The 22,268-nt window shown below is 69.7% G+C and carries 20 protein-coding genes; 15 read left to right on the forward strand and 5 right to left on the reverse strand.

Features of this window, described 5'->3' with window-relative positions; translation table 11 throughout:
• Positions 1 to 72: 72 nt before the first annotated feature.
• Complete coding sequence (locus DVS28_RS11255; RefSeq protein ID WP_114591531.1) at positions 73 to 1,155, forward strand: glycerate kinase; 1,083 nt, start codon at positions 73 to 75, stop codon at positions 1,153 to 1,155.
• A 37-nt stretch (positions 1,156 to 1,192) separates the two neighbouring features.
• Here DVS28_RS11255 and DVS28_RS11260 read toward each other — a convergent pair whose 3' ends face one another.
• Positions 1,193 to 2,515 carry a GGDEF domain-containing protein gene (locus tag DVS28_RS11260; RefSeq protein WP_114591532.1) on the reverse strand — a complete coding sequence of 441 codons (1,323 nt, stop codon included), beginning with the start codon at positions 2,513 to 2,515 and terminating at the stop codon, positions 1,193 to 1,195.
• 100 nt (positions 2,516 to 2,615) lie between these two features.
• On the opposite strand from DVS28_RS11260, the gene DVS28_RS11265 reads away from it, so the two are divergent.
• Both DVS28_RS11265 and DVS28_RS11270 read left to right on the forward strand, forming a co-directional pair.
• On the forward strand, positions 2,616 to 3,122 hold the full coding sequence (locus DVS28_RS11265) for a YbaK/EbsC family protein (RefSeq protein WP_114591533.1): 507 nt from the start codon (positions 2,616 to 2,618) through the stop codon (positions 3,120 to 3,122).
• A gap of 52 nt (positions 3,123 to 3,174) precedes the next feature.
• A complete protein-coding gene (locus DVS28_RS11270; RefSeq protein WP_114591534.1) occupies positions 3,175 to 3,546 on the forward strand; it encodes a HesB/IscA family protein in 372 nt (123 codons plus the stop codon).
• 414 nt (positions 3,547 to 3,960) lie between these two features.
• On the opposite strand, the gene DVS28_RS11275 is transcribed toward DVS28_RS11270, so the two are convergent.
• Positions 3,961 to 4,191 (reverse strand): sulfurtransferase TusA family protein, encoded by a 231-nt coding sequence (locus DVS28_RS11275; RefSeq protein ID WP_164710407.1) that lies wholly within the window; start codon positions 4,189 to 4,191, stop codon positions 3,961 to 3,963.
• A 37-nt stretch (positions 4,192 to 4,228) separates the two neighbouring features.
• Entirely contained in the window at positions 4,229 to 5,419 is a 1,191-nt protein-coding gene (locus DVS28_RS11280; protein WP_114591536.1) for a cysteine desulfurase family protein, read from the reverse strand.
• 108 nt (positions 5,420 to 5,527) lie between these two features.
• On the opposite strand from DVS28_RS11280, the gene DVS28_RS11285 reads away from it, so the two are divergent.
• The 7 genes from DVS28_RS11285 to DVS28_RS11320 all read left to right on the forward strand — a co-directional run bounded on the left by DVS28_RS11285 (position 5,528) and on the right by DVS28_RS11320 (position 13,613).
• Positions 5,528 to 7,504, forward strand: a complete 1,977-nt coding sequence (locus tag DVS28_RS11285; protein WP_114591537.1) for a 2-oxoacid:acceptor oxidoreductase subunit alpha — start codon at positions 5,528 to 5,530, stop codon at positions 7,502 to 7,504.
• Positions 7,505 to 7,507: 3 nt separating this feature from the next.
• Positions 7,508 to 8,530: a 2-oxoacid:ferredoxin oxidoreductase subunit beta gene (locus DVS28_RS11290; RefSeq protein WP_114591538.1), complete on the forward strand. Its 1,023-nt coding sequence runs from the start codon at positions 7,508 to 7,510 to the stop codon at positions 8,528 to 8,530.
• Between the two features lie 110 nt (positions 8,531 to 8,640).
• On the forward strand, positions 8,641 to 9,204 hold the full coding sequence (locus DVS28_RS11295) for a response regulator (protein ID WP_114591539.1): 564 nt from the start codon (positions 8,641 to 8,643) through the stop codon (positions 9,202 to 9,204).
• Positions 9,205 to 9,208: 4 nt separating this feature from the next.
• Positions 9,209 to 10,240 carry an anthranilate phosphoribosyltransferase gene (gene trpD / locus DVS28_RS11300; RefSeq protein WP_114591540.1) on the forward strand — a complete coding sequence of 344 codons (1,032 nt, stop codon included), beginning with the start codon at positions 9,209 to 9,211 and terminating at the stop codon, positions 10,238 to 10,240.
• A 793-nt stretch (positions 10,241 to 11,033) separates the two neighbouring features.
• Positions 11,034 to 12,251, forward strand: coding sequence for an IS21 family transposase (gene istA / locus DVS28_RS11310; protein WP_114589837.1), 1,218 nt, complete (start codon positions 11,034 to 11,036; stop codon positions 12,249 to 12,251).
• Positions 12,251 to 13,036, forward strand: coding sequence for an IS21-like element helper ATPase IstB (gene istB, locus DVS28_RS11315; protein WP_114589836.1), 786 nt, complete (start codon positions 12,251 to 12,253; stop codon positions 13,034 to 13,036). The genes istA and istB overlap by 1 nt, the downstream gene beginning before the upstream one ends.
• Before the next feature lie 97 nt (positions 13,037 to 13,133).
• A complete protein-coding gene (locus tag DVS28_RS11320) occupies positions 13,134 to 13,613 on the forward strand; it encodes an endonuclease domain-containing protein (RefSeq protein ID WP_114591542.1) in 480 nt (159 codons plus the stop codon).
• 368 nt (positions 13,614 to 13,981) lie between these two features.
• Here the strand turns inward: DVS28_RS11320 and DVS28_RS11325 are convergent, their stop codons facing one another.
• On the reverse strand, positions 13,982 to 14,275 hold the full coding sequence (locus tag DVS28_RS11325) for an Lrp/AsnC family transcriptional regulator (RefSeq protein ID WP_108665195.1): 294 nt from the start codon (positions 14,273 to 14,275) through the stop codon (positions 13,982 to 13,984).
• A 138-nt stretch (positions 14,276 to 14,413) separates the two neighbouring features.
• Here DVS28_RS11325 and DVS28_RS11330 point away from each other — a divergent pair, with 138 nt between their 5' ends.
• From DVS28_RS11330 to DVS28_RS11350, 5 genes are all read left to right on the forward strand, one after another.
• The gene (locus DVS28_RS11330) at positions 14,414 to 16,204 is read left to right on the forward strand and encodes a peptide ABC transporter substrate-binding protein (RefSeq protein WP_114591543.1); all 1,791 of its coding nucleotides are present in this window, start codon (positions 14,414 to 14,416) and stop codon (positions 16,202 to 16,204) included.
• Positions 16,205 to 16,346: 142 nt separating this feature from the next.
• Positions 16,347 to 17,303, forward strand: coding sequence for an ABC transporter permease (locus DVS28_RS11335; RefSeq protein WP_114591544.1), 957 nt, complete (start codon positions 16,347 to 16,349; stop codon positions 17,301 to 17,303).
• A complete protein-coding gene (locus DVS28_RS11340) occupies positions 17,296 to 18,321 on the forward strand; it encodes an ABC transporter permease (RefSeq protein ID WP_114591545.1) in 1,026 nt (341 codons plus the stop codon). The genes DVS28_RS11335 and DVS28_RS11340 overlap by 8 nt, the downstream gene beginning before the upstream one ends.
• Positions 18,322 to 18,364: 43 nt before the next feature.
• Positions 18,365 to 19,420, forward strand: a complete 1,056-nt coding sequence (locus tag DVS28_RS11345) for an ABC transporter ATP-binding protein (RefSeq protein WP_114591546.1) — start codon at positions 18,365 to 18,367, stop codon at positions 19,418 to 19,420.
• Positions 19,407 to 20,459: an ABC transporter ATP-binding protein gene (locus DVS28_RS11350; RefSeq protein ID WP_114591547.1), complete on the forward strand. Its 1,053-nt coding sequence runs from the start codon at positions 19,407 to 19,409 to the stop codon at positions 20,457 to 20,459. The genes DVS28_RS11345 and DVS28_RS11350 overlap by 14 nt, the downstream gene beginning before the upstream one ends.
• Positions 20,460 to 20,486: 27 nt before the next feature.
• Here DVS28_RS11350 and DVS28_RS11355 read toward each other — a convergent pair whose 3' ends face one another.
• Positions 20,487 to 22,226 carry a DEDD exonuclease domain-containing protein gene (locus tag DVS28_RS11355; RefSeq protein ID WP_114591548.1) on the reverse strand — a complete coding sequence of 580 codons (1,740 nt, stop codon included), beginning with the start codon at positions 22,224 to 22,226 and terminating at the stop codon, positions 20,487 to 20,489.
• Positions 22,227 to 22,268: the final 42 nt, after the last annotated feature.

Raw genomic sequence — 22,268 nt, forward strand, 5'->3', positions numbered from 1 at the left:
ACTTACTAGGCTGGGGCCGAGGATACCAGCGCGGGAGAACCGGGACAGCGACAGCCGCTACGCTGCGCGACCATGCGTGTCCTCATCGCCCCGGACTCCTTCTCCGGCACGCTCACCGCCCTGCAGGCCGCCGAGGCCATGGCCGACGGCTGGCGCCGCGTTCGCCCCGCCGACGAGCTGGTGCTCGTGCCCATGTCCGACGGCGGTGAGGGGCTGATCGACGTCGTCGGCCATGCCCAGCCATCGGCAACGTGGCACACCGTCGAGGTCGCGGACGCCCGCGGCATGGCCACCGAGGCAGTGTGGCTGGAGCTGCCCGACGGGACGGCCGTGGTCGAGACGGCTCGCGCCTGCGGCCTGCACACGCTGCCCGAGGACGGCAGGGACCCGCTGCGCGCGACCACCTACGGAGTGGGTCAGCTGCTGGGCGACGTGGCCGCGTCGGGGTGTCGTCGTGTGGTCATCGGTCTGGGTGGGTCGGCGACGGTGGACTGCGGTGCCGGGATGGTCTCGGCGATGACCGGCCACGCGCTGCGTCGGGCCGACGGCAACGGCGTGAAGGTCGGCGGCCGCTGGGTCAAGGAGAGCGCGTCGCTGCGACCGCATGTGCGCCCCGAGCTCGGGGACGTCGTGATCGCCAGCGACGTCACCAACCCCTTGCTGGGCAGCGATGGCGCCGCAGCCGTCTTCGGACCGCAGAAGGGCGCCGATGCCGCGGGCGTTGCCGAGCTGGAAGAGGCGATCGCCGCCTGCGCCGAGGTGCTGGAACGCGACCTCCCCGGCGGGCCGTGGCGTGACCGACCCGGCGCCGGGGCGGCCGGCGGCCTCGGGTTCGCGCTGATGGCGTTGACCGGGGCGACCCCGCGGTCGGGCGCCGAAGTCGTCGCCGAGCTCGTCGGCCTGGATGTCCAGCGGGCCGACGTGGTGGTGACCGGGGAGGGCAGCATCGACGCCCAGACGTCCAGCGGGAAGGCCCCCGCCTTCGTGGCGACGACCGCGAGGGACGCCGGGGCCGTGACGGTCGGGATCGGTGGCCGCGTGCATCCGGCGGGCACCGCCGGGTTCGACCGAGTGGGTGAGCTCGGCGAGGAGGGCCTGACGCGCGCCGCCGGACGCCTGGCCGACGTCGCCGCCGAGGTCGCGTCCTCGTTCTAGCGGACCCGTGCGGGGGTCGTCCGGGCAACGGCCGGGTTCAGGACTGCAGCATGCGGCCGGCGGCAACCCGCCAGGCGTCGCGCACCGACTCCAGCTCTGGGGTGGCGGCGAAGCCGACCCCGACGGGACTGCCGTCGGCGCGACGAATCGGTCCCAGCCGCTCCCGCACCGAACCGGCGATCTGCTCGGCGGTGGACAGGCTGGCGCCGCGCAGCAGCAACCCGAACTCGGCAACGCCGACACGGGCCACGAGGTCGGTGTCGGTCGCCTGCCGCTGCAGGACCGCACCGACGATCTGCAGCAGGCGGTCGGGCGCCTCGACGTTGCCCAGCCCGACGGCCACGACGGCACCGCTGTCGGTGGCGTCCAGCGCATCGGCCCAGGCGCGGTGGTCGGGCAGGCCGGTGACCGGATCCCGGCGCAGCAGCCAGCGAACCCGCTCGACGTGACGGTCCAGCGTGGACGCGGTGTCCGCGGCCGCCAACGCGACCGAGGCCGTCTCGGCAAGCAGCGTGCCGACGTCGAGGTCGAGGCTGGTGAAGCCCCGCGGACGGCCCGAGGCGTGGGCGGCCAGCAGGAAGCCCTCGGATGTCAGCGGCATGATCATGGCGCTGCGCAGGCCGTCCTCGGGTGAGAGGGGCGACGGGAGCGGCGCATCACGGACGTCCTGGATGACCAGCACCTCCTGGGGCAGGGCGCTGACGACCAAGTCGGCCGCCTCCCGCAGGCCACCGGGGTCGTGGGGCGCCCAGCCGGGACGGGCCACGGCGAGGTCTGCACCCGGTTCGGGCAGCAGGAGCACGAAGTCGGCGTCGAGGACGTCGGCCGCCTGGCGCACCAGGTGGTGGGCGGTACGGCTGCGGTCGCCGACGGGCTGCAGCAGCTCGCGAAGGCGGGTGTACACGTCCAGCTCGTGGCTGAGGTCGCGGGTCGGCTCGGTTCCCACCAGGGCGGCGGCGGCTTCCGAGGCGGCGGCCGTCAGGGTGTCCTCGTCGACGGCGGACAACCAGTCCTTGGCCCCGCCGATCACGACCACGACGCCGTCGGCCGGGACCAGCGCCGCGCTCGAGGCGTAGTACGGGCCGACGATGCGAACGGGTTCGTCCTGCTGGATGCGCAGCGTCTGGCCCTCGGTCGCCGCGACGAACCGCGGCTCGTCGCGCTCCTCCACCGCCACCGTGCCAGCCCAGGCCTCCCCGAGCCCGACGCCGCCGAGCAGCAGGTGCGAGCGCCCGTGGGTGTGGGCGAAGACCAGCACGTCGCTGGCGCCCATCTTTGCTGCAGCAACCGCAGCCGCGGACGTATCGGTGGCCCGCGGGCCCTCGGAAGATCTGGTGTCGGACGAGATGAGAGACTCCATCGCTACCTCGTCGGCGCATCAACGCCGCCCCTTAGCAGCCGTAGTCTAATCACGGACGGGGCGTGCCGAATGAGGCAGCGCCGTCGAGGGCCGTGTGCCCATGGGTCGTCACACCGAGGAGGGCAGGGGAGTGCAGGAGACCAAGCCAGCGACCGCACGGGTCATCGCCGCCGCCGCAGCAGCGGGACTCGACATCACCGTCAGGCAGTTCCCGGAGGGCACCCGAACCGCGGCCGACGCTGCCGCGGCGATCGGGTGCGACGTGGCCGCCATCGTCAAGAGCATCGTCATGCACGACGACGTGGGACCGTTGCTGGTCTTCACCTCCGGCCGGAACCGTGTCGACGCCGGAAAGGTCGAGGCCGAGATCGGTGGCGGCGCCGTGCGGCGTGCGACGGCCGAGGAGGCCCGGGCCGCCACCGGGTACGCGATCGGGGGGACCGCACCCTTCGGCCACCCGGCCCCGCTGCGGATGCTCGTCGATCGCGACCTGCTGGAGTTCGAGGAGGTGTGGGCCGCCGCCGGGACACCGGACACGGTCTTCCCCTTGACGCCCCGGCAGCTGATGGCGGCGACCGGTGTCCCGCCTGTCGACGTGGCCGAATGAGCCGCGCCTGCCTGTGCATCGGGTGACGCGAGGCATACACTCGGGGACACCTATGAGCGACGTCACCACTGCCCCAGCCGCATCCGAGACCGTCGAAGGTCCGGTGTCCCTCACCGACTCGGCGGCCGAGAAGGTCCGCGAGCTGATGTCTCGCGAAGAAGACACCGACGCCATCTCCCTCCGCATCGCCGTCCAGCCGGGTGGCTGCGCCGGCATGCGCTATGCCCTTTACTTCGACGACCGTCAGCTCGACAACGACGTGCTCATCGACGTCAAGGGTGTCCCGATTCGCGTGGACAAGATGTCCAGCCCGTACCTCCGTGGCACGACCATCGACTGGGTCGACAGCCTCCAGGGCGCCGGCTTCTCCATCGACAACCCCAACGCGCAGTCCTCCTGCGCCTGTGGTGACTCCTTCCAGTAGGAGTCCGCGCGTACGCTCCTGACGGCGGCCTTCGGGCCGCCGTTTCGCGTTGTTTGTTGGTGTTTGTGGGTCCTCGCCGCCATGACCCCCGACTTCCTCCCTCGATTCTCGACCCTCGCTTCGCATCGGGCACTGCGAGCCTCGCTCGGAAGGTCGGGGTGCGGCTGCGGCGGTGCACGGGGACCTCTGCGCGTTCGGCACACGATCGGTGTGTGACTTGGACAGCTTCTGGGGTGGCCGAACGCACCCGGGGTCGGGGGACGTGCGCGTTGGCGAGCGCTGGGGGTGGTCGAACGCACACGCGGGCGAGGGGTGGGTGACTTGGGCGGCCGGTGGTGCGGCCGAACGCACACGGCGAGGGGCCGACGGGGCGGCTGGGGGTGTCGAGGAGCGACGGGGCCTTGGGGTGGGCGGTCAGCGCACGCGCATGACGAGGTAGGCGCGGTGGCCGTCCTCGTCGGTGACCTCTCGCAGCTCCTGGCCGCGCATGCGGCACCACGCCGGGATGTCGACGTCAGCGCCGGGGTCATCGGACAGGACCCGGACCCCATGGCCGACCTCGACCGTCACGATGGCCTTGGCCAGGTCGATGACCGGGAGGGGGCAGGGTCGACCTCTGGAGTCGACGACGGTGACGGCGGACACGGCCGCCACGCTAGCCGGGATCGGCGGCCAGTCGACGTCAGGTACCGGGCTCGATGCCCAGCCTGGCGCGCTGCTCGGCGACGACGCGGGCGAGGTCGTCCACGAAGGCGTCCGCGTGGTCGGTACCGAAGCGGTGGTCGAACGACACCCGCACGTGGCCGTGGGTCAGCGCCTCCATGGCCACGAGCACATGGGACGGTTCGCCGCTTGTCGTGGCGCACGACGACCCGCTGTGGACGGCCCAGCCGACGGCGTCCAGCGCGGTGACCAGCGCCTGGCCCTCGACGTACAGCGCCGAACAGGCCACCAGGTGGGGGAGGCTGTCGTGCTGGGGCCCATGGACCTCGAGGTCGGGCACCGACTGGGCCAACCGCGCACGGAGGTGGCGTCGGACGGCGTCGGCACGGGTGACCTCGCTACCCGCTTCCCCGGCGGGATTGCGGGGCCGCAGGGTGGCGAGCACCTCTGCCATCGCGGCGATGCCCGGCAGGTTCTGCAGGCCGGCCCGGCGTCGGCGCTCGCGTTCGTCGCCGGTCAGGATGCCCTGCAACCGTGCACGGGGGGAGGTGAGGAGGGCGCCCACGCCTCGTCCGCCGCCGAACTTCGCCGCGCTGATCGACAGGTAGTCGGCGTCGAGGCGCTCCAACGAGACGGGCAGCCGACCGGCGGTCTGGGCTGCGTCGACGTGCAGCAACGCGTCGGCCTCCCGGCAGAGCCGAGCGACCTCGGCGACGGGCTGGACGGTCCCGACCTCGTGGTTGGCGTGCTGCACGTTGACCAGCACCGCGCCGTCGGCCAGCACCTCCTCCAGCTCGTCGAGGCGAATCCGTCCGTCGGCGTCGACACCGACCCGGACGTGTTCGTGGCTGCCGGTCGCCGCCACGGCGTCGGCGGCCGCCAGGACGGCGGAGTGCTCGACCGCACACGACACGATCCGTTTGGGCCTGGTCGCATCGGCGGCGGCGGTGCCACGGATCGCCAGGTGGATGGCCTCGGTGGCGCCGCTCGTGAACGTGGTGGCGTCGGCCCGGCCGCCCAGCTCCTCCGCTACGGCACCGCGGGCGCGTTCGAGCAGGTCGCTGGCGTCACGACCGGCCCGGTGCAGCCGCGTCGGGTCGGCCGGGAACCCCTCCGCCACCTGGGTCAGGGCGACGAGGGCGCGGGGGTGCCAGGGCGATGCGGAGGCGATGTCGAGGTGGGGGCGTGGACCGGCGGGGGGCGGGGGCATGACCGGAAGGCTCGCACGGACTGCCGACCGTGCACGGGCCCTGACGCTTCGTCCCACTTCCAACGGACCTTCCCGGAACCCCGCGGGCCGGCGATCGACCGGACTAGGATGCGCGCCACAGAGGGCGGTCGACGAGCCGAGAAGACCACCCGCGTCCCCTCACCGGGACGTCGCGACGACGCTGGAGGCATCACGCCGGTGACAGACACGAAGGACGTCGAGCACGCGACCGAGAAGCCAGTCGAACGACTGGGCACGGTCACGATCCGCTTTGCGGGGGACTCCGGTGATGGCATGCAGCTCACCGGGACGCGGTTCACATCCGCCACGGCGGACGCCCACAACGACCTGGCCACGCTGCCGGACTTCCCGGCGGAGATCCGGGCCCCAGCAGGGTCGCTCCCCGGTGTGTCGGGCTTCCAGCTGCACTTCGCCGACCACGACATCCTCACGCCCGGCGACGCGCCGGACGTGCTGGTGGCGATGAACCCGGCGGCGCTGAAGACCAACCTGAAGGATCTCGTCTCGGGCGGGACGCTCATCGTCAACACCGACGCCTTCACGCGCGGCAACCTCAAGAAGGCGGGCTACGAGGAGAACCCGCTCGACGGCACCTCCCTCGAGGGCTACCGGGTGTTCCAGGTCCCCATCACCACCATGACCGTCGGTGCGCTGGAGGACTTCGACATCTCCAAGAAGGACAAGCAGCGCTCGAAGAACATGTTCGCGCTGGGGCTGATGTCGTTCATGTTCTCGCGTCCCACCCAGGGCACCGAGGAATGGCTTCGCGCGAAGTTCGCCAAGTCACCCGATGTGGCCGAGGCCAACATCAAGGCGTTCCGGTCGGGCTGGGCCTTCGGCGAGACGACCGAGGTGTTCAGCCATCGCTACGAGGTCGCGCCGGCCAAGCTGCCCCCGGGGACGTATCGCCAGATCACGGGCAACACGGCGTTGTCCTACGGGCTGATCGCCGCGGGCACGCAGTCGGGCCTGCCGTTCTTCCTCGGCGGCTACCCGATCACGCCGGCCTCCGACGTCCTCCACGAGCTGTCGCGCCACAAGCACTTCAACGTCAAGACGGTGCAGGCCGAGGACGAGATCGCCGGCATCGGCGCCTCCCTCGGGGCCGCGTTCGCCGGGTCCCTTGCGGCCACCGTCACCTCCGGTCCGGGCATCGCGCTGAAGGGCGAGACGATCGGCCTGGCGTTGTCCGTCGAGCTGCCCCTCATCATCATCAACGTCCAGCGCGGTGGTCCGTCCACCGGGCTGCCGACCAAGACCGAGCAGTCCGACCTGCTGCAGGCCATGTACGGCCGCAACGGTGACTCGCCGGTCCCGATCGTGGCGGCGGCGACTCCCGGGGACTGCTTCTTCGCGGCGATCGAGGCGGCGCGGCTGGCGCTGAAGTACCGCACGCCCGTGTTCCTGCTCTCCGACGGGTACCTCGCCAACGGTGCCGAACCGTGGCGCATCCCCGACGTGGCGTCGCTGCCCGACCTGCGGCCGTTCGTGGGCTTCGCCACAGGGCCCAACGCAGGGGAGGAGTTCTGGCCGTTCAAGCGCGACGAGGGCACCCTCGCCCGGCCGTGGGCGATTCCCGGAACGCCGGGGATGGAGCACCGGATCGGGGGGCTGGAGAAGGCCGACGGCCTGGGCAACATCTCCTACGACCCCGACAACCACCAGCGGATGACGAACCTGCGCCAGCAGAAGATCGCCGGCATCGCCGCCGACATCCCGCAGCTGGAGGTCGACGGTGACCTCGATGCCGACGTGCTGGTGGCCGGTTGGGGTTCGACCTACGGGCCCATCCGCCAGGCGGTCCGGAAGGTGCGGCGGGACGGGCGGAAGATCGCGCGCGTCCACTTCCGCCACCTCAACCCCTTCCCGGCGAACACCGCAGAGGTCCTCGGCCGCTACAAGCGGGTGGTCGTACCGGAGATGAACACCGGACAGCTGTCCATGCTGCTGCGGGCCCAGTACCTGGTGGACGCCCGTGGCTACAACCGCGTGCGCGGCCTGCCGTTCACGACCCAGGAGCTGCAAGCCGAGCTGGAAGCCCACATCGACGAGGTGAGTCCGTAAGCCATGAGCACCATCAACGAACTTCCGCAGTACTCCAAGAAGGACTTCACCTCCGACCAGGAGGTGCGGTGGTGTCCGGGTTGCGGGGACTACTCGATCCTCGCCAACGTCCAGGCGACCATGCCCGACCTCGGGGCCCGCAAGGAGGACGTCGTCTTCATCTCCGGGATCGGCTGTTCGAGCCGCTTCCCGTATTACATGGACACCTACGGCTTCCACTCCATCCACGGGCGTGCGCCGGCGATCGCGACCGGGGTGGCCACCGCCAACCCGAACCTGAAGGTGTTCGTCGTCACCGGTGACGGCGACGGGTTGTCGATCGGCGGCAACCACCTCATCCATGCCCTGCGTCGCAACGCCAACCTGACGATCATCATGTTCAACAACCAGATCTACGGGTTGACCAAGGGGCAGTACTCACCGACCTCGGAGATCGGGAAGATCACCAAGTCGACGCCGTTCGGGTCGCTCGACCACCCCTTCAACCCGGTGTCGGTGGCGATCGGTGCCGAGGCGACGTTCGTGGCCCGCTCCATCGACACCGAACGCGAACACCTGCGCGAGATGATCGAGGCCGCGGCGGCCCACGAGGGCGCGGCGTTCATCGAGGTCTACCAGAACTGCAACATCTTCAACGATGGGGCCTTCGAGGTGCTCAAGGACCATCCCGAGGAGAACCAGATCAGGCTGGTCCACGGCGAGCCCATCCGGTTCGGCAAGGACATGGAACGCGGCATCGCCATGTCGCCGAAGGCACGGCCGGAGATCGTGGACGTGGCCTCGGTGGGGGAGGACAACATCATCGTCCACGACGCGCATCGCGAGGACTCCTCCTTCGCGTTCATGCTGTCGCGCGTGGCGCACGGCCCGACGACGCCGACCCCGATCGGGATCTTCCGACAGGTGCAGCGTCCGGTCTACGAGGACCAGGTGCAGTCCCAGGTCGACGCCGACATCGCCCGGCGTGGTGAGGGTGACCTCGCGTCACTGCTTGCCGGCAACGAGACCTGGACCGTCAGCGAGTAGGCGGCAGGCATGGTTCGAGGGTCGGTTCGGGCATCAGGTCCGAGCCGACCCCGCTCGGGTCGTCGGCTGGGTTCGGCGGCAGCGGAGAGGCGTGGCATGATCGCGTGGCGATGAAGATCCTCATGATGGCCGACCACGCGTCGGTGGCAGCCCAGGTCCGTACGGCCGTGGAGGGCTGGGACGCCTCAACGGTGTTCCAGGTCTCGACGCCCCAGCGGGCGATCGCCCTGCTCGACGAGGGCGAGTCCTACGACGTCGTCGTCGCCGACAACGACACCCACCCCACCGGTGGGCTCGCGCTGGCCCGGGAGGTGAAGGCCCGTGGGCAGATGGGCAAGGACATGCCGCCCGTGGTGCTGCTGATCGCCCGAGCCCAGGACAAGTGGCTGGCCAACTGGTCCCAGGCGGACGCGTACGTGCAGAAGCCGGCCGACCCCTTCGACCTGCGAGAGACGCTGCAGGCCGTCGTCGCCGGCGACCCGATCCCGGCGCTTCCCGGCGTGGGCGGCGAACCGAAGCCGTCGTTGCTGGACCCCGCTCCCGAGCGCGAGCTCGCCGTCCAGACCGGCGCGGTCGGTCGTTCCGACGAGGGGCCTGCCGACGAGCTGCCCGAGGGTGCCACCGGTGACGCCGCTGCGGTTGCGGCGGGCACGAACCCCTCCACCGGTCTGTAGCCCCGTGCGCGACGAGGTCCGTTTCCCCGACGTGCTCTCGGCCCTCCTGGCCGGCAACGACCTCGATGACGCCACCACGTCGTCGGTGATGGAACAGATCATGGACGGCAACGCCACGCCGGCCCAGGTCGCCGGGCTGCTGATGGCGCTGCGCATGAAGGGCGAGACCGGTGAGGAGATCGCCGGCCTGGTCCGGTCGATGCGGTCCTACGCCCTGCCCGTCCGGGTCGACGGTCCGCTGGTCGACACGTGCGGCACCGGTGGGGACCGAGCGGGGACGTTCAACGTGTCCACCGTCTCGGCCATCGTCGTGGCCGGCGCCGGGGCGAAGGTCGCCAAGCACGGCAACCGGGCGGCGAGCGGCAAGTGCGGGTCCGCTGACCTGCTCGAGGCGTGGGGAGTCGTCATCGACCTGCCCCCTGAAGGCGTCGAGGCCTGCATCGAGGAGGTCGGAATCGGCTTCTGCTTCGCCCCGAAGTTCCACCCGGCGATGCGGCACGTTGCGCCGGCGCGCCGCGAGCTGGGCGTCCCGACCGTCTTCAACTTCCTCGGCCCGTTGACCAACCCGGCGGGTGCGTCGCACCAGTCGATCGGCGTGTCCGATGCGTCCATGGCGCCCAAGATGGCCGACGTCCTTGCCCGCCTGGGGTCGACACACGCGCTCGTCTTCCACGGCCACGATGGTCTGGACGAGCTCACGACGACGGGTCCCAGCACGATCTGGGAGATCCGGGACGGAGCGGTCGAGCAGTACCAGTTCGACCCTGCCGACCACGGCATCGCCCGCGCCACCCTGGCCGACCTGAGGGGCGGCGAGGTCGACGTCAACCTGCGCATCGCCAACCAGATCCTCGACGGGGTCGAGGGTGCACCCCGCGACATCGTCGTCGTCGGCGCCGCTGCGGCCCTCCGTGCGGCCGACCACCACGACAGCTGGGACGACGCCATCGCGGCGGCCAAGGAGTCCATCGACTCCGGATCCGCCCGCCGCGTCCGCGACGAGTGGGTCAAGCTCTCCTCCTCCCTGGCCGCCTGACCCGGGGTCGCCCGCCCGCCCCCGTGGGGTCTGGCGTCTCGTCCGATGTGCCCGGCCAGCGCCGGCGGTGTGGCCACTGGCGCGATCGGGGCCTGCGTCGGCCTGACGCGATGATCGGCACGATCCTCCTGGGCGCGACGGCTCCCGGTTGGCGCGATCGGGGCTTGCGTCGGCCTGAGGCGATGATCGGCACGATCCCGATGCACGGACTGCGACCGAAGAGGTCAGGACGGGCTGTGGACAACGCGATGGACGGCTTCGCCTGTGGAGCCTGATGCTCTGGACATGCAGCACCTCCACGGAGTCGCGACGCTCGCGCAGCTTGCCCGAGCCGGCATCAGCAAGGACCGGCTGAGCCGCATGCCTGAGTACGAACGGTGCGCCAAGGGCCACTATGCGCTTCCGGGTGCTCGGCGGGACTTCTGGTTCCACGCCGCCCTCGCTCAGTCCATTGCTGGAGAGGACTCGCGCCTGACGTCGGACTCCGCGTTGTACGCGTGCAAGGTGCTGAAGGACGCTCCGGCACGCCTCCGAGTCGTGGTGAACGAGGGGAAGGGCAGCCGAAAGAAGCGGGGGTTCGACGTACGACGTTCGAGCCACCTCCCGGAGGCCGTGGTGACAAGGCATGGCATCCGATCCGTGCCCGTCGCCTATGCGCTCACTGTCGGTAGCGGCCCAATACTGACCCCCTGACGACGGGCGAATCTTGACCCCCTTCGTCGTGGTTCACCTGCTGTGGGCGGGTGGGATCTGACCCTGACTCGATCGTGTCGTCGAGTCAGGAGGAAGGGTTGTGATTGACGTGGAGCAGTGGGCTGAGGTCCGCCGGTTGCATTTCGCTGAGGGGATGGCGATCAAGGCGATCGTGCGGGCGACGGGGTTGTCGCGCAACACGGTGCGGGCGGCGATCCGCTCGGCGTCGCCACCGAAGTACGAGCGGGAGGCGGCGGGGTCGGCGGTGGATGCGTTCGAGCCGCAGATCCGCCAGTTGCTCAAGGCCACGCCGGACATGCCGGCCACGGTGATCGCCGAGCGGATCGGCTGGTCGCGGGGGATGACGGTGCTGCGCGACCGGGTGCGTGAGCTGCGTCCGGCCTACCTGCTGCCGGAGGGGTATGGCCGCACCGTCTATCGGGAGGGCGAGCTGGCCCAGTGGGACCTGTGGTTCCCCGAGGACCTGAAGGTGCCGGTCGGGTTCGGACAGACCGCGGTGCTGCCGGTGATCGTCGGGGTGCCCTGCTACTCGCGGTGGATCACCGCCCGGATGATCCCGTCCAAGGACAAACACGACGTGCTCGGCGGGCACCTGTGGTGCCTCCGCGACCTGGGCCGGGTGCCCCGCAAGGGGGTGTATGACGGCGAGCCCGCGATCAGCGTCCGGCGGGGCCGCAAGCTGGTCTACACCCAGGAGTACTTGGCGTTCCGAGGCACGTTGGGGATGGGCTCGATCGTGCTGGCCAAGGGCCACCCGGAGCGCAAGGGGGTGGTGGAGCGGGCCAACGGCTACCTGGAAACGAGCTTCATGCCCGGACGCAGCTTCGGCTCGATCGACGACTTCAACACCCAGCTGGGCCTGTGGCTTGAGGACCGGGCCAACGTCAGGGTCCACGCCGGGCTGCGCCAGCGGCCCTCCGAACGCATCGACGCCGACCTGGCCGCGATGCTGCCGCTGCCGCCGGTGCCGCCCGATGTCGATTGGACCCACACCGTCCGGTTGGGCGCCGACCACTGGGTGCGGGTGGACACCAACGACTACTCCGTCCACCCGGGCGCGATCGGCCGCAAGGTCACCATCCGCCGCACCGCCGATCAGGTCGTGGTGACCTGTGGCCGCGACGAGGTCGCCCGCCACGACCGGGTCCTCGCCAAGCATCAGACCATCACCGACCCGGCCCACGACGCCGCCCGCAAGGCCCGCGCCCAGCTGCTCGAGCTGCCCGTCGCCGGCCCCGACACCGGTGTGGAGCAGCGGGACCTCGCCGACTACGACCGGCTGCTCGGGGTGGCCTGATGGCAACCACGCCGGCGTCGGCCACCGACAGCCACCTGGCCTACCTGTGCCGGGCCATGAAGGCCCCGTCCCTCGCGGCGGCCGCCCCGCGGCTGGCCGACCGGGCCCGCGAGGAGGGCTGGACCCACGAGGCGTTCCTCGCCGCGTGCCTTGAGAAAGAAGTCGACGCCCGCGCCGCCCACGGCGGCCAGGCCCGCATCAAAGCCGCGAAGTTCCCGGCCCGCAAGACCCTGGAGGACTTCGACTTCGACCACCAGACCTCCGTCAAGCGCGAATTGATCGGCCATCTCGGCCAGCTCGACTTCGTCGACGCCCGCGCCAACGTGGTGTTCCTCGGCCCGCCCGGCACCGGCAAGACCCACCTCTCCATCGCGCTGGGCATCCGCGCCTGCCTGGCCGGTCACCGCGTCGCCTTCGCCACCGCCGCCCAATGGGTCGACCGGCTCGGCGCCGCCCACGCCGCCGGCCGGCTCCAGGACGAACTCCGCGCCCTCGGCCGCGTCCCCGTCGTGGTCATCGACGAGGTCGGCTACATCCCGTTTGAGGCCGAGGCCGCCAACCTGTTCTTCCAACTCATCGCCGCCAGATACGAACGCGCCAGCGTGATCATGAGCTCCAACAAGCCATTCAGCCGGTGGGGCGAGGTCTTCGGCGACCCCGTCGTGGCCGCAGCCATGATCGACCGGCTCGTCCACCACGCCGACGTCGTCCCGCTCAAGGGCGACAGCTACCGCCTCAAGGACCGCGACCTCGGCCGCGTCCCCGCCGCCGACCCAGCACCATGAACTCCAGAGGGGGTCAAGATTCAACCGCTGCAAGGGGGTCAGATTTCGCCCGCTGTTGACACTCACCGACTATGCCCGTGATGCGTCCGATCGAGGGGTGGCCTTCGCCATCAGCTCGGCACTCGGGCTTCGGCTGACGACGCTCGAGGAGATTGCAGCCATCGTGGACGGCCGCGGTCAGTTTCCGGGCTCGGCACGGATGAGGAGGGTGCTCGCCGATTTCGGTGACGCCGAGTCCCACTCTCGTCGTGAGCGCTCCTTGCGACGAGAGCTGTTGCGTCTGGGTGTCCCGATCGTCGACGGCAGCCATGACATCCTGGACGAGCGGGGGAGGACCGTCGCGCAGGCTGACGTGGCTGTCCCCGCGGTGCGTCTCAACGCCGAGGTCGACGGACCGCACCACTTCGCTCCCGCGCAACAGGCCTCCGACAGACGGCGGGACCGCAACCTCAAGGCCATCGACTGGGACGTCGTCCGCTACCTCTACTACGAGATCGATGAGGACGTGGAGAGGGTCGCCCGGGAGATCGCTGACCTGTATCACCGGCGGCTGCGCGCCCTCCAGCAGGCCGCCTGACGACACCTTCAGGGCGGCCCTCGGATCGCGCTGGTCATCGCGTATGGGCGACGCAGCCCCCGATCGCGCCAGCTGACGGACGCCACGGCTGAGCGGATCGTGCCGGTCATCGCGTATGGGCGACGCAGGCCCCGATCACGCCAGCTGACGGACACCGGGGCTGAGCGGATCGCGCTGGTCATCGCGTATGGGCGACGTAGGCCCCGATCGCGCCAGCTGACGGACAACGCGGCTGAGCGGATCGTGCCGGGCATCGCGTATGGGCGACGTGGGCCCCGATCGCGCCGATGGCCGCCCGGTCCCGCCGCCAGCCACCCGGTCGGGCCGCCCGGTCATGCCGGACGACCACCCCACCCCCGACGAGGGGGCTAGAGGCCTTCGGCGTCCTCGAAGCCGATGCCCCAGAGGCGGTCGAGGTCTTCGGAGGCGTAGGCGCGGAAGGCGATCATCGTGTGGGTGGCGGTGACGCCCTCGACCTTGGCGATCTCGCCGGTCACGACGTCGGCGATCTCCTCGTGGGAGCGCACGCGGACCATCACGACCAGCTCCCAGTCACCGGTGACGGAGTAGACCTCGCTCACCCGCTCGATGTTGGCGAGGGCGGTCGCCGTCTCGGGGATCAGGTGGACGTCGACATGAAGCAACACGATGGCGGTGATCACGACCTGTACGATACCGCCCCGTAGGTACCGCCCGCAGTCCGGCCCACGGTGAATCGCCTGCGCGCTTGACTCCTGGGGGTAGTCTGCCCTCTTGTGCTACTACGGTCGTAGGACCGATCCTTCTGAAAGGAATTCTAGATGACCACGTCCAACCTGCGAAGGCTGCTTGCCGCCCTCGCCCTGAGCGCGCTGGTACTTGCCGGCTGCTCCAGCTCCGACGAGGGTGACACCGCCGAGGACACCACCGAGGACACGGGCGCCGAGGCCACCGACGAGGAGGCCACCGACGAGGAGGCCACCGACGAGGAGGCCACCGACGAGGAAGAGCCCGCCGACGAAGAGCCGACCGACGAGGGTGACGAGGCCGCTTCCGGCGACCGCGTGTCCACCTACATCGGCCAGCCCGAGAGCCTGACCCCCACCAACAACACCGAGTCCGAGGGCAACGCTGTCCTCTCGGCGCTGTTCACCACCCTGATCGAGTACGACTCGGAGAACAACTACGAGCCGGTCATGGCGAACGCCGCGTCGATCGAGACCGAGGACAACCAGACCTACGTCGTCACCCTGAACGAGGGCTGGACCTTCCACGACGGCACGCCGGTCACCGCTGAGTCCTACGTCAACGCGTGGAACTACGCTGCCTACGCCCCCAACGCGCAGTCGGTCGCTGGTTTCTTCCTGCCGATCGCTGGCTACGAGGACATGCAGTGCGGCACCACCACCGACGCCGATGGTGAAGAGGTCGCTGACTGTGACACCGCTCCGCCGGCTGCCGACACCCTCTCCGGCCTGACCGTGGACTCCGAGACGCAGTTCACCATCACGCTGACCGAGGCCGAGCCCTTCTTCATCACCCGTCTGGGCTACCCGGCCTACGCGCCGCTGCCCGAGTCGTTCTACGACGACCCCGCCGCCTTCGACCGCGCCCCCATCGGCAACGGTCCCTTCATGATGGCTGGTGAGTGGGAGGACGACGTCGTCATCAACACCGACGCCTACCCGGACTACCAGGGCACCCCTGCCCAGATCCCCGGCATCGAGTTCCGCATCTACGCCGACGTCAACACCGCCGTGACCGACCTGGTCGCCGGCAACCTCGACATCGTCGACGCCGTGCCGCCGGAGCAGTGGGAGAGCACCATCAGCCAGGTCCCGAACAGCGACCTGTCCCCCTCCTCCTCCATCAACTACATCGGCTTCCCGAACTACGCTCCGCCGTTCGACGACGCGACGCTCCGCGCCGCCCTGTCGATGGCCATCGACCGTGAGGCCATCACCGAGGGCATCTTCGGTGGCCTGCGTCAGCCGGCCAACAACATCCTTGCTCCGGTGATCCCGGGCTACGAGGACGTTGTCTGCGACGAGTGGACCTTCAACCCCGAGCTCGCTGCCGAGCGCTTCGAGGAGTTCGGTGGCGTCGAGGCCCTGGGCGACTCGATCGAGATCTGGTTCAACGAGGGCGGCGGCCACGACCTGTGGATGGACGCAGTCATCACCCAGTGGGAGCAGAACCTGGGCATCCCCGCGTCCAGCGTCACCTTCCAGCAGCTGCCGTTCGCGGAGTACCTGGAGCTCGCTGACACCCAGCAGCTGACCGGTCCGTTCCGCCTCGGCTGGGGCATGGACTACCCGCACCCGCAGAACTACCTGCAGATCCTGCTGGAGCTCACCGCTCCCGAGGGCGGCAACAACGCCACCTTCTGGACCAACGACGAGTACTCCAGCCTGGTTGCCGAGGCGCTCGCCGTCCCGGACGTCGAGGAGTCCCTCCCGACCTGGCAGGAGGCCAACGCGGTCGCCTGTTCCGAGGCTCCTGTTGCCCCGATGTTCTACGGGCAGAACAGCTACGCCTGGAACGACACCGTGAGCAACGTGTCCGTCGACGCGTTCTCCAACCTGGACTACACGGCCCTGACCCTGGGCTAGTCCTGCAGTGATGAGCACGGCCCCGGTGTGCGCGTTCGCGCGTGCACCGGGGCCGTCTCTCGTAGGGTGGTGCGAATCACTGCCGTCGTACCTCGCCGTGGGTACGTTTTGTCGGTCCGAAATCAATGTGGAAGGTTGATACGTGGGTCGTTACATGATCCGGCGGATCCTTCAGTTCATACCCGTGCTGCTCGGCGCGACGTTCCTGATCTTCGCCTCCGTCTTCTCCCTCGCGGGTGACCCGATCCGCGCCCTCTCCGGTGACAGACCGGTGCCGCAGAGCGTCGTGGACCAGCTCCGCGACGAGTTCAACCTCAACGACCCGCTGCTGGTCCAGTACGGCAAGTACATGGGCGTCATCGCCCAGGACGACAGCGGCGAGCGCGAGGGCCTCCTGACCGGTGACTTCGGGACCACGTTCCGTGGCCGGCCCGTGTCGGAGATCATGAAGGACAAGCTCCCCGTCTCCATCAGGCTGGGTCTGAGCGCCTTCGTGATCGAGGCGATCATCGGCGTGATCGCCGGTGTGCTCGCCGCGCTCCGCAAGGACGGCTTCATCGACACACTGGTGAAGGTGTCGACGGTGGCGGTGATCTCAATCCCCATCTTCGTCCTCGCGCTGTACGCCCAGTACGGCTTCGCCGTGAACCTCGGCCTGCTGCCCGTCGCCGGCATCCAGGCCGGCTGGCAGAGCTACGTCATGCCGGCGTTCGTCCTGGCCTCGGTGTCGCTGGCCTATGTCTCGCGCCTGACGCGGACGAGCGTGATCGAGAACCTCCGTGCCGACTACGTGCGGACCGCGAAGTCCAAGGGCATGAACAACCGTCGTGTGGTGGGCATCCACACCCTCCGCAACTCGATGATCCCGGTGCTGACCTACCTGGGCATCGACCTCGGTGCGCTGCTGAGCGGCGCGATCATCACCGAGACCGTCTTCAACCTGCCAGGTATCGGTCGTGAGGTGTTCAACGCGGTGAAGAGCCAGGACGGCGCCGTCGTGGTCGGGATCGTCACGTTCCTGATCCTCGTCTACATGGCCGCCAACCTCTTCGTCGACTTCCTCTACGCCGTCCTCGACCCCCGGATCCGTTATGAGTAGCAGCGCCCCCTCCGAGACCTACGAGCGCGTCCCGCTGGAGATCGGCAAGTCCAAGGCCGGCATGGACACCGAGGGTGTCGGACGCGAAGCCTCCCTGTGGAAGGACGCCGGACGCCAGCTCGTCCGCAACCCCGCCTTCGTCATCGCGTCGATCCTGATCCTGATCTACGTCTTCATGGCGCTGTTCCCGCAGGTCATCGCCCCCAACGGCGTGACCCGTGAGCTGTGCAACACCCGCCTCGGTGCCCAGCCGCCGTCCTCGGAGTTCCTCTTCGGCCTCGACGACAAGGGCTGCCCGTACTTCGAGCGGGTCATCTACGGCGTGCGTCCCTCGATGCTCATCGGTCCCTCGGTGACCGTGTTCGCCTTCTCCATCGCCCTGATCTTCGGCACCCTCGCCGGCTACTACGGCGGGATCATCGACACGCTCATCGCGCGTGTCACCGACATCATCCTGGCGCTGCCGCTGATCCTCGGCGCCCTGGTGCTGATCACGGCCTTCCGCAACGCCTCGCCCGACGACCCCGAGGTCTCGCCGATCATCAGGGTCCTCGCCGGCGTCTTCCAGACCGTCGACGGGTTCGTCAACGTCAACGGCATCGGCATCGTCGTGTTCGTGCTGGTGATCCTCGGCTGGCCATCGATGCTCCGCCTGGCTCGCTCCTCCGTCATCGCCAACAAGAACAGCGACTACGTCGAGGCAGCTCGTGCGCTCGGCGCGTCGGACCTGCGGATCATGACCCGCCACATCATCCCGAACTCCCTCGCCCCGATCCTGGTCTACGCCACGATCACCATCGGCGCGGTCATCGTGGGTGAAGCGGCGCTGTCCTTCCTCGGCGTCGGCCTGCAGACCCCCGCCATCTCGTGGGGGCTCCAGCTGTCGACGGCGCAGAACCGGATCCAGCAGGACCCGCACCTCATGTTGTTCCCGGGCGCGTTCCTCGCCGTGCTGGTGTTCAGCTTCATCCTGCTCGGCGACGCCCTTCGCGACGCACTGGACCCGAAGCTGCGATGACCCACCGGAACCACGCCCAGCACACCCCGATCGGAGTGGCCCGATGACCGACTACACCAACGATGCAGCCGCCACGCGTGGCGCAACCGCCGTCGCCAACAACACCGACGTCCTGCTCGAGGTCAAGGACCTCAACGTGGAGTTCCGGACCGACCGGGGCGTCGTCAACGCCGTCAACGGAGTCAAGTACAAGGTCCGGGCCGGGGAGACCGTCGCCATCCTCGGGGAGTCCGGGTCGGGCAAGTCGGTCTCCGCCCAGGCCATCATGGGCATCATCGACAGCCCCCCCGGCTTCATCACCTCCGGAGAGATCCTGTACCGCGGCGAGGACCTCCTCACCATGGACGAGGAGAAGCGGCGGTCCATCCGCGGGGCCAAGATCTCGATGGTGTTCCAGGACGCGCTGAGCTCGCTCAACCCGGTGTTCACCATCGGATGGCAGCTCAGCGAGATGTTCCGGATCCACCAGGGGGCGAGCCGCGTCGAAGCCAAGGAGCGCAGCATCGACCTGCTCGAACGGGTCGGCATCCCGTCCCCGGAGAAGCGGGTCGACTCCTACCCCCACGAGTTCTCCGGTGGCATGCGCCAGCGGGCCATGATCGCCATGGCCATCGCGCTGGACCCCGAGGTGCTGATCGCCGACGAGCCGACCACCGCGCTGGACGTGACGGTCCAGGCCCAGATCATGGAGCTGCTCGCGGGGCTGCAGGAGCAGTACGGCATGTCGATGGTCCTGATCACCCACGACCTCGGCGTCGTTGCCGAGGTCGCCGACCGGGTCAACGTCATGTACGCCGGACGCATCGTCGAGCACGGGTCGGGCCTGGAGGTCTTCACCAACCCGGCGCACCCCTACACGGTGGGCCTGATGGAGTCGATCCCCCGCGCCGACCTGAAGGGCACCCAGCTGACGCCGATCGTTGGGTCACCGCCGGACCTCGCCCATCTGCCGAGCGGGTGCTCGTTCCACCCCCGCTGCCGGTTCCGCCGCACCAACTGCTTCGACGTCGAACCGCCCGCCGTCGAGGTGCCCGGTGACGACCGCTACGCCGCTTGCCACTACACCGATGAGGTCCTCGAAGCCGATGTCCGTGTCTGAAGCCACAGAGTCCACGCCCGGCCCGTCCTACGACAGCACGCCGCTGCTGCAGGTCGAGGGTCTGGTCAAGCACTTCCCGATCAAGCAGGGGATCGTGTTCAAGCGCACGATCGGCCATGTCCAGGCCGTCGACGGGGTGTCGTTCGACCTCTATCCCGGCGAGACGCTCGGCCTCGTCGGTGAGTCCGGGTCGGGCAAGTCGACCGTCGCCCGCACCCTCCTCCGGCTGCACGAGCCGACCGCCGGCAAGGCGATGTACGAGGGCGAGGACCTCTTCCAGATGTCGTCCGGGGACATGCGCAGGCGTCGTCGCGACATCCAGATGATCTTCCAGGACCCCTACGCCTCGCTGAACCCGCGCATGACGGTTCGCGACATCGTGACCGAGGGCTGGAAGATCCACAGCGGCCTGGTCGCCAAGAAGAACTGGGAGCAGCGGGCCGGCGAGCTGCTGGAACGCGTGGGCCTGAACCCCGACCACATCAACCGCTACCCCCACCAGTTCTCCGGTGGTCAGCGGCAGCGCATCGGCGTGGCCCGGGCGCTGGCGCTGGAACCCAAGATCATCGTGGCCGACGAGCCCGTCTCGGCGCTGGACGTGTCGGTCCAGGCGCAGGTCATCAACCTGCTCGAGGAGATCCAGGACGAGTTCAACCTGTCCTACATCTTCATCGCCCACGACCTGTCGGTGGTCCGCCACATCGCCGACCGCGTGGCGGTCATGTACCTCGGCCGGGTCGTCGAGATCGGGACCGAGGACGAGATCTACGAACGTCCCACGCACCCCTACACCCAGGCGCTGCTGTCGGCCACGCCCATCGCCGACCCGGTGCTGGCCCGCGAACGGCCCGACCGGATCCTGCTGCAGGGCGACCTGCCGTCCCCGTCCGACCCGCCGTCGGGCTGCCGGTTCCGCACCCGTTGCTTCAAGGTCCGGGAGGAGTGCTCCAAGGAGGATCCGGCGCTGGTCGACCGGTTCGGTCACGGCCACCCGTCGGCATGCCTGTTCGCCGAGGAGCAGAAGGTCCTCCACAAGTAGGGCCACGGCGCTGACCCCGGCTGGGCGTCAGCCGGTCGGGGCCGCTGTGGCCGTCGACGTCCGCGTCCGCCGCTTGTCGGCCAATGCAGCTTCGGGACGACCGGCCCGGCGCCGCCGTGCGGCAAGCGCGACCGCCTCGGCCTCGAGCGTTGCCCCGCTGGCGACGGGCCAGCCGTAGGGCGCGTCGCTGTGCTCCAGGCGGGCGTCGGGACCGTGCACCCAGGAGCCGATGATCGCCACCTCCTCGGGCGGGGGCACCTCGTTGGGGGAGGGGCGGGCGGCGAGCTCGGCCACGGCACGATCGACGTCCTCGGGAGCCACCACGACGGTGCCGACCAGCCATCCGGCGCGGGCGACCAGGACCTCGCGACGTGACGGCGTCCGTGCGGGCCGCGACACCGCCAGGGTGCCCGCCGCCCGCAGCGCCTGATCGCGCCTCGTACGGGTGACCCACGACACGATGGCGTCCATGCGGTCGCGGTAGTCCGCCGCTTCCTCGTAACGCGACTGCTCGGCCCGGGCCGACATGCGGTCCCGAAGGACGCGCAGGGCCGGTTCGACGTCGCCGGACAGGACCTGCTCAGCTGCGCTGGTGACCTCGGCGTAGCCCTCGACGTCCACCCGACCGATGCACGGCGCGACGCAGCGTCCCATCTCGGCCAGGGCACAGGCGGCGAAGCGGGTGTCGGCAACCATCTTCGTCGTGCAGCGCCGGATGGGGATGGCGTCGTGGATGGCGGCGACCACGAGGTCTGCGACCCGACGGGAGGGGAGGGGACCCAGGACCACCGCACCATCGGAGCCTGGTGAGCGGACGATCGACAGCCGTGGGTACGCCTCGCGGGTCACCTTCACCCAGACGGGGGTGCGGACGCGCTTGCCCCGCTTGTTGAACCGTGGACGGTGCTGGCGGATCTCGCGTGCCTCGCGCACCTCGGCCTCGACGGCCGTCGGCGTGACGGTGTGGTCGACGCGCTTGGCCTCCTTGACGAGCTCGGCGATCCGGCGGCGCCGGTCGGTCCCGAAGTACTGCCTGACCCGGGCACGGAGGTCCGTGGCCTTGCCGACGTAGAGGACCTCGCCGGACGCCGAGACGAAGCGATACACGCCGGGGGTGTCAGGCAGGTCGTCGGCCATCTTCCGCCGCGATGTGAAGACCGGCATGTTGCGGACCTTGCTGAACTCGATCAGGTCATCAAGCGTGACCACGCCGTAGCTGCCGGCCCGTTCGAGCAAGCCGTGCAGCACGTCCACCGTGGCGCGGGCGTCGGCCAGGGCGCGATGGACGGGCACGGTGGAGGAGCGGAAGTGCACGGCCAGCGACGACAGCTTGTGGTTGCGGGTCTCGTCACCGACGACCCGTCGGGCGAGCTGGGCCGTGCAGACGACGGGGTGGTCCAGCCGGGGGTAGTCCAGCCGCTCGAGGGCCGCGTTGAGGAACCCCACGTCGAACCGTGCGTTGTGGGCAACCAGGGTGCACCCGCGGGCGAACTCCACGAACGACGGCAGCACGGCGGAAACGGGCGGGCGTCCGTTGACCGAGGCGTTGGAGATCCCGGTGAGGGCGGTGATGGCCCGAGGCACGGAGACGCCCGGGTCCACCAACGTCGACAGCTCGCCCAGCAGCTCGCCCTGCCGGACCTTGACCGCGCCGATCTCGGTGATCCGGTCCCGTTCGGGTGACCCGCCGGTGGTCTCCAGGTCGACCACGACGAAGGTGGTGTCGACCAGCCGCTGGCCGAGGTCGCTGAGGGAAGGTTGGAACATCTGTTCGATGGTTCACGAACGGACGTTCGATGTCAATGACGG

The sequence above is a fragment of the Euzebya pacifica genome (genome assembly GCF_003344865.1).
Classification (GTDB): Bacteria; Actinomycetota; Nitriliruptoria; order Euzebyales; family Euzebyaceae; genus Euzebya; species Euzebya pacifica.

Coding starts and splice junctions, on each gene's coding strand:
- DVS28_RS11265 (WP_114591533.1), top strand. CDS start 2,616: ATGGGTCGTCACACCGAGGAGGGCAGGGGAGTGCAGGAGACCAAGCCA.
- DVS28_RS11285 (WP_114591537.1), top strand. CDS start 5,528: ATGCGCGCCACAGAGGGCGGTCGACGAGCCGAGAAGACCACCCGCGTC.
- DVS28_RS11270 (WP_114591534.1), top strand. CDS start 3,175: ATGAGCGACGTCACCACTGCCCCAGCCGCATCCGAGACCGTCGAAGGT.
- DVS28_RS11295 (WP_114591539.1), top strand. CDS start 8,641: ATGAAGATCCTCATGATGGCCGACCACGCGTCGGTGGCAGCCCAGGTC.
- DVS28_RS11280 (WP_114591536.1), bottom strand. CDS start 5,419: ATGCCCCCGCCCCCCGCCGGTCCACGCCCCCACCTCGACATCGCCTCC.
- DVS28_RS11330 (WP_114591543.1), top strand. CDS start 14,414: ATGACCACGTCCAACCTGCGAAGGCTGCTTGCCGCCCTCGCCCTGAGC.
- DVS28_RS11345 (WP_114591546.1), top strand. CDS start 18,365: ATGACCGACTACACCAACGATGCAGCCGCCACGCGTGGCGCAACCGCC.
- istB (WP_114589836.1), top strand. CDS start 12,251: ATGGCAACCACGCCGGCGTCGGCCACCGACAGCCACCTGGCCTACCTG.
- DVS28_RS11260 (WP_114591532.1), bottom strand. CDS start 2,515: ATGGAGTCTCTCATCTCGTCCGACACCAGATCTTCCGAGGGCCCGCGG.
- DVS28_RS11290 (WP_114591538.1), top strand. CDS start 7,508: ATGAGCACCATCAACGAACTTCCGCAGTACTCCAAGAAGGACTTCACC.
- DVS28_RS11350 (WP_114591547.1), top strand. CDS start 19,407: ATGTCCGTGTCTGAAGCCACAGAGTCCACGCCCGGCCCGTCCTACGAC.
- DVS28_RS11255 (WP_114591531.1), top strand. CDS start 73: ATGCGTGTCCTCATCGCCCCGGACTCCTTCTCCGGCACGCTCACCGCC.
- DVS28_RS11340 (WP_114591545.1), top strand. CDS start 17,296: ATGAGTAGCAGCGCCCCCTCCGAGACCTACGAGCGCGTCCCGCTGGAG.
- DVS28_RS11355 (WP_114591548.1), bottom strand. CDS start 22,226: ATGTTCCAACCTTCCCTCAGCGACCTCGGCCAGCGGCTGGTCGACACC.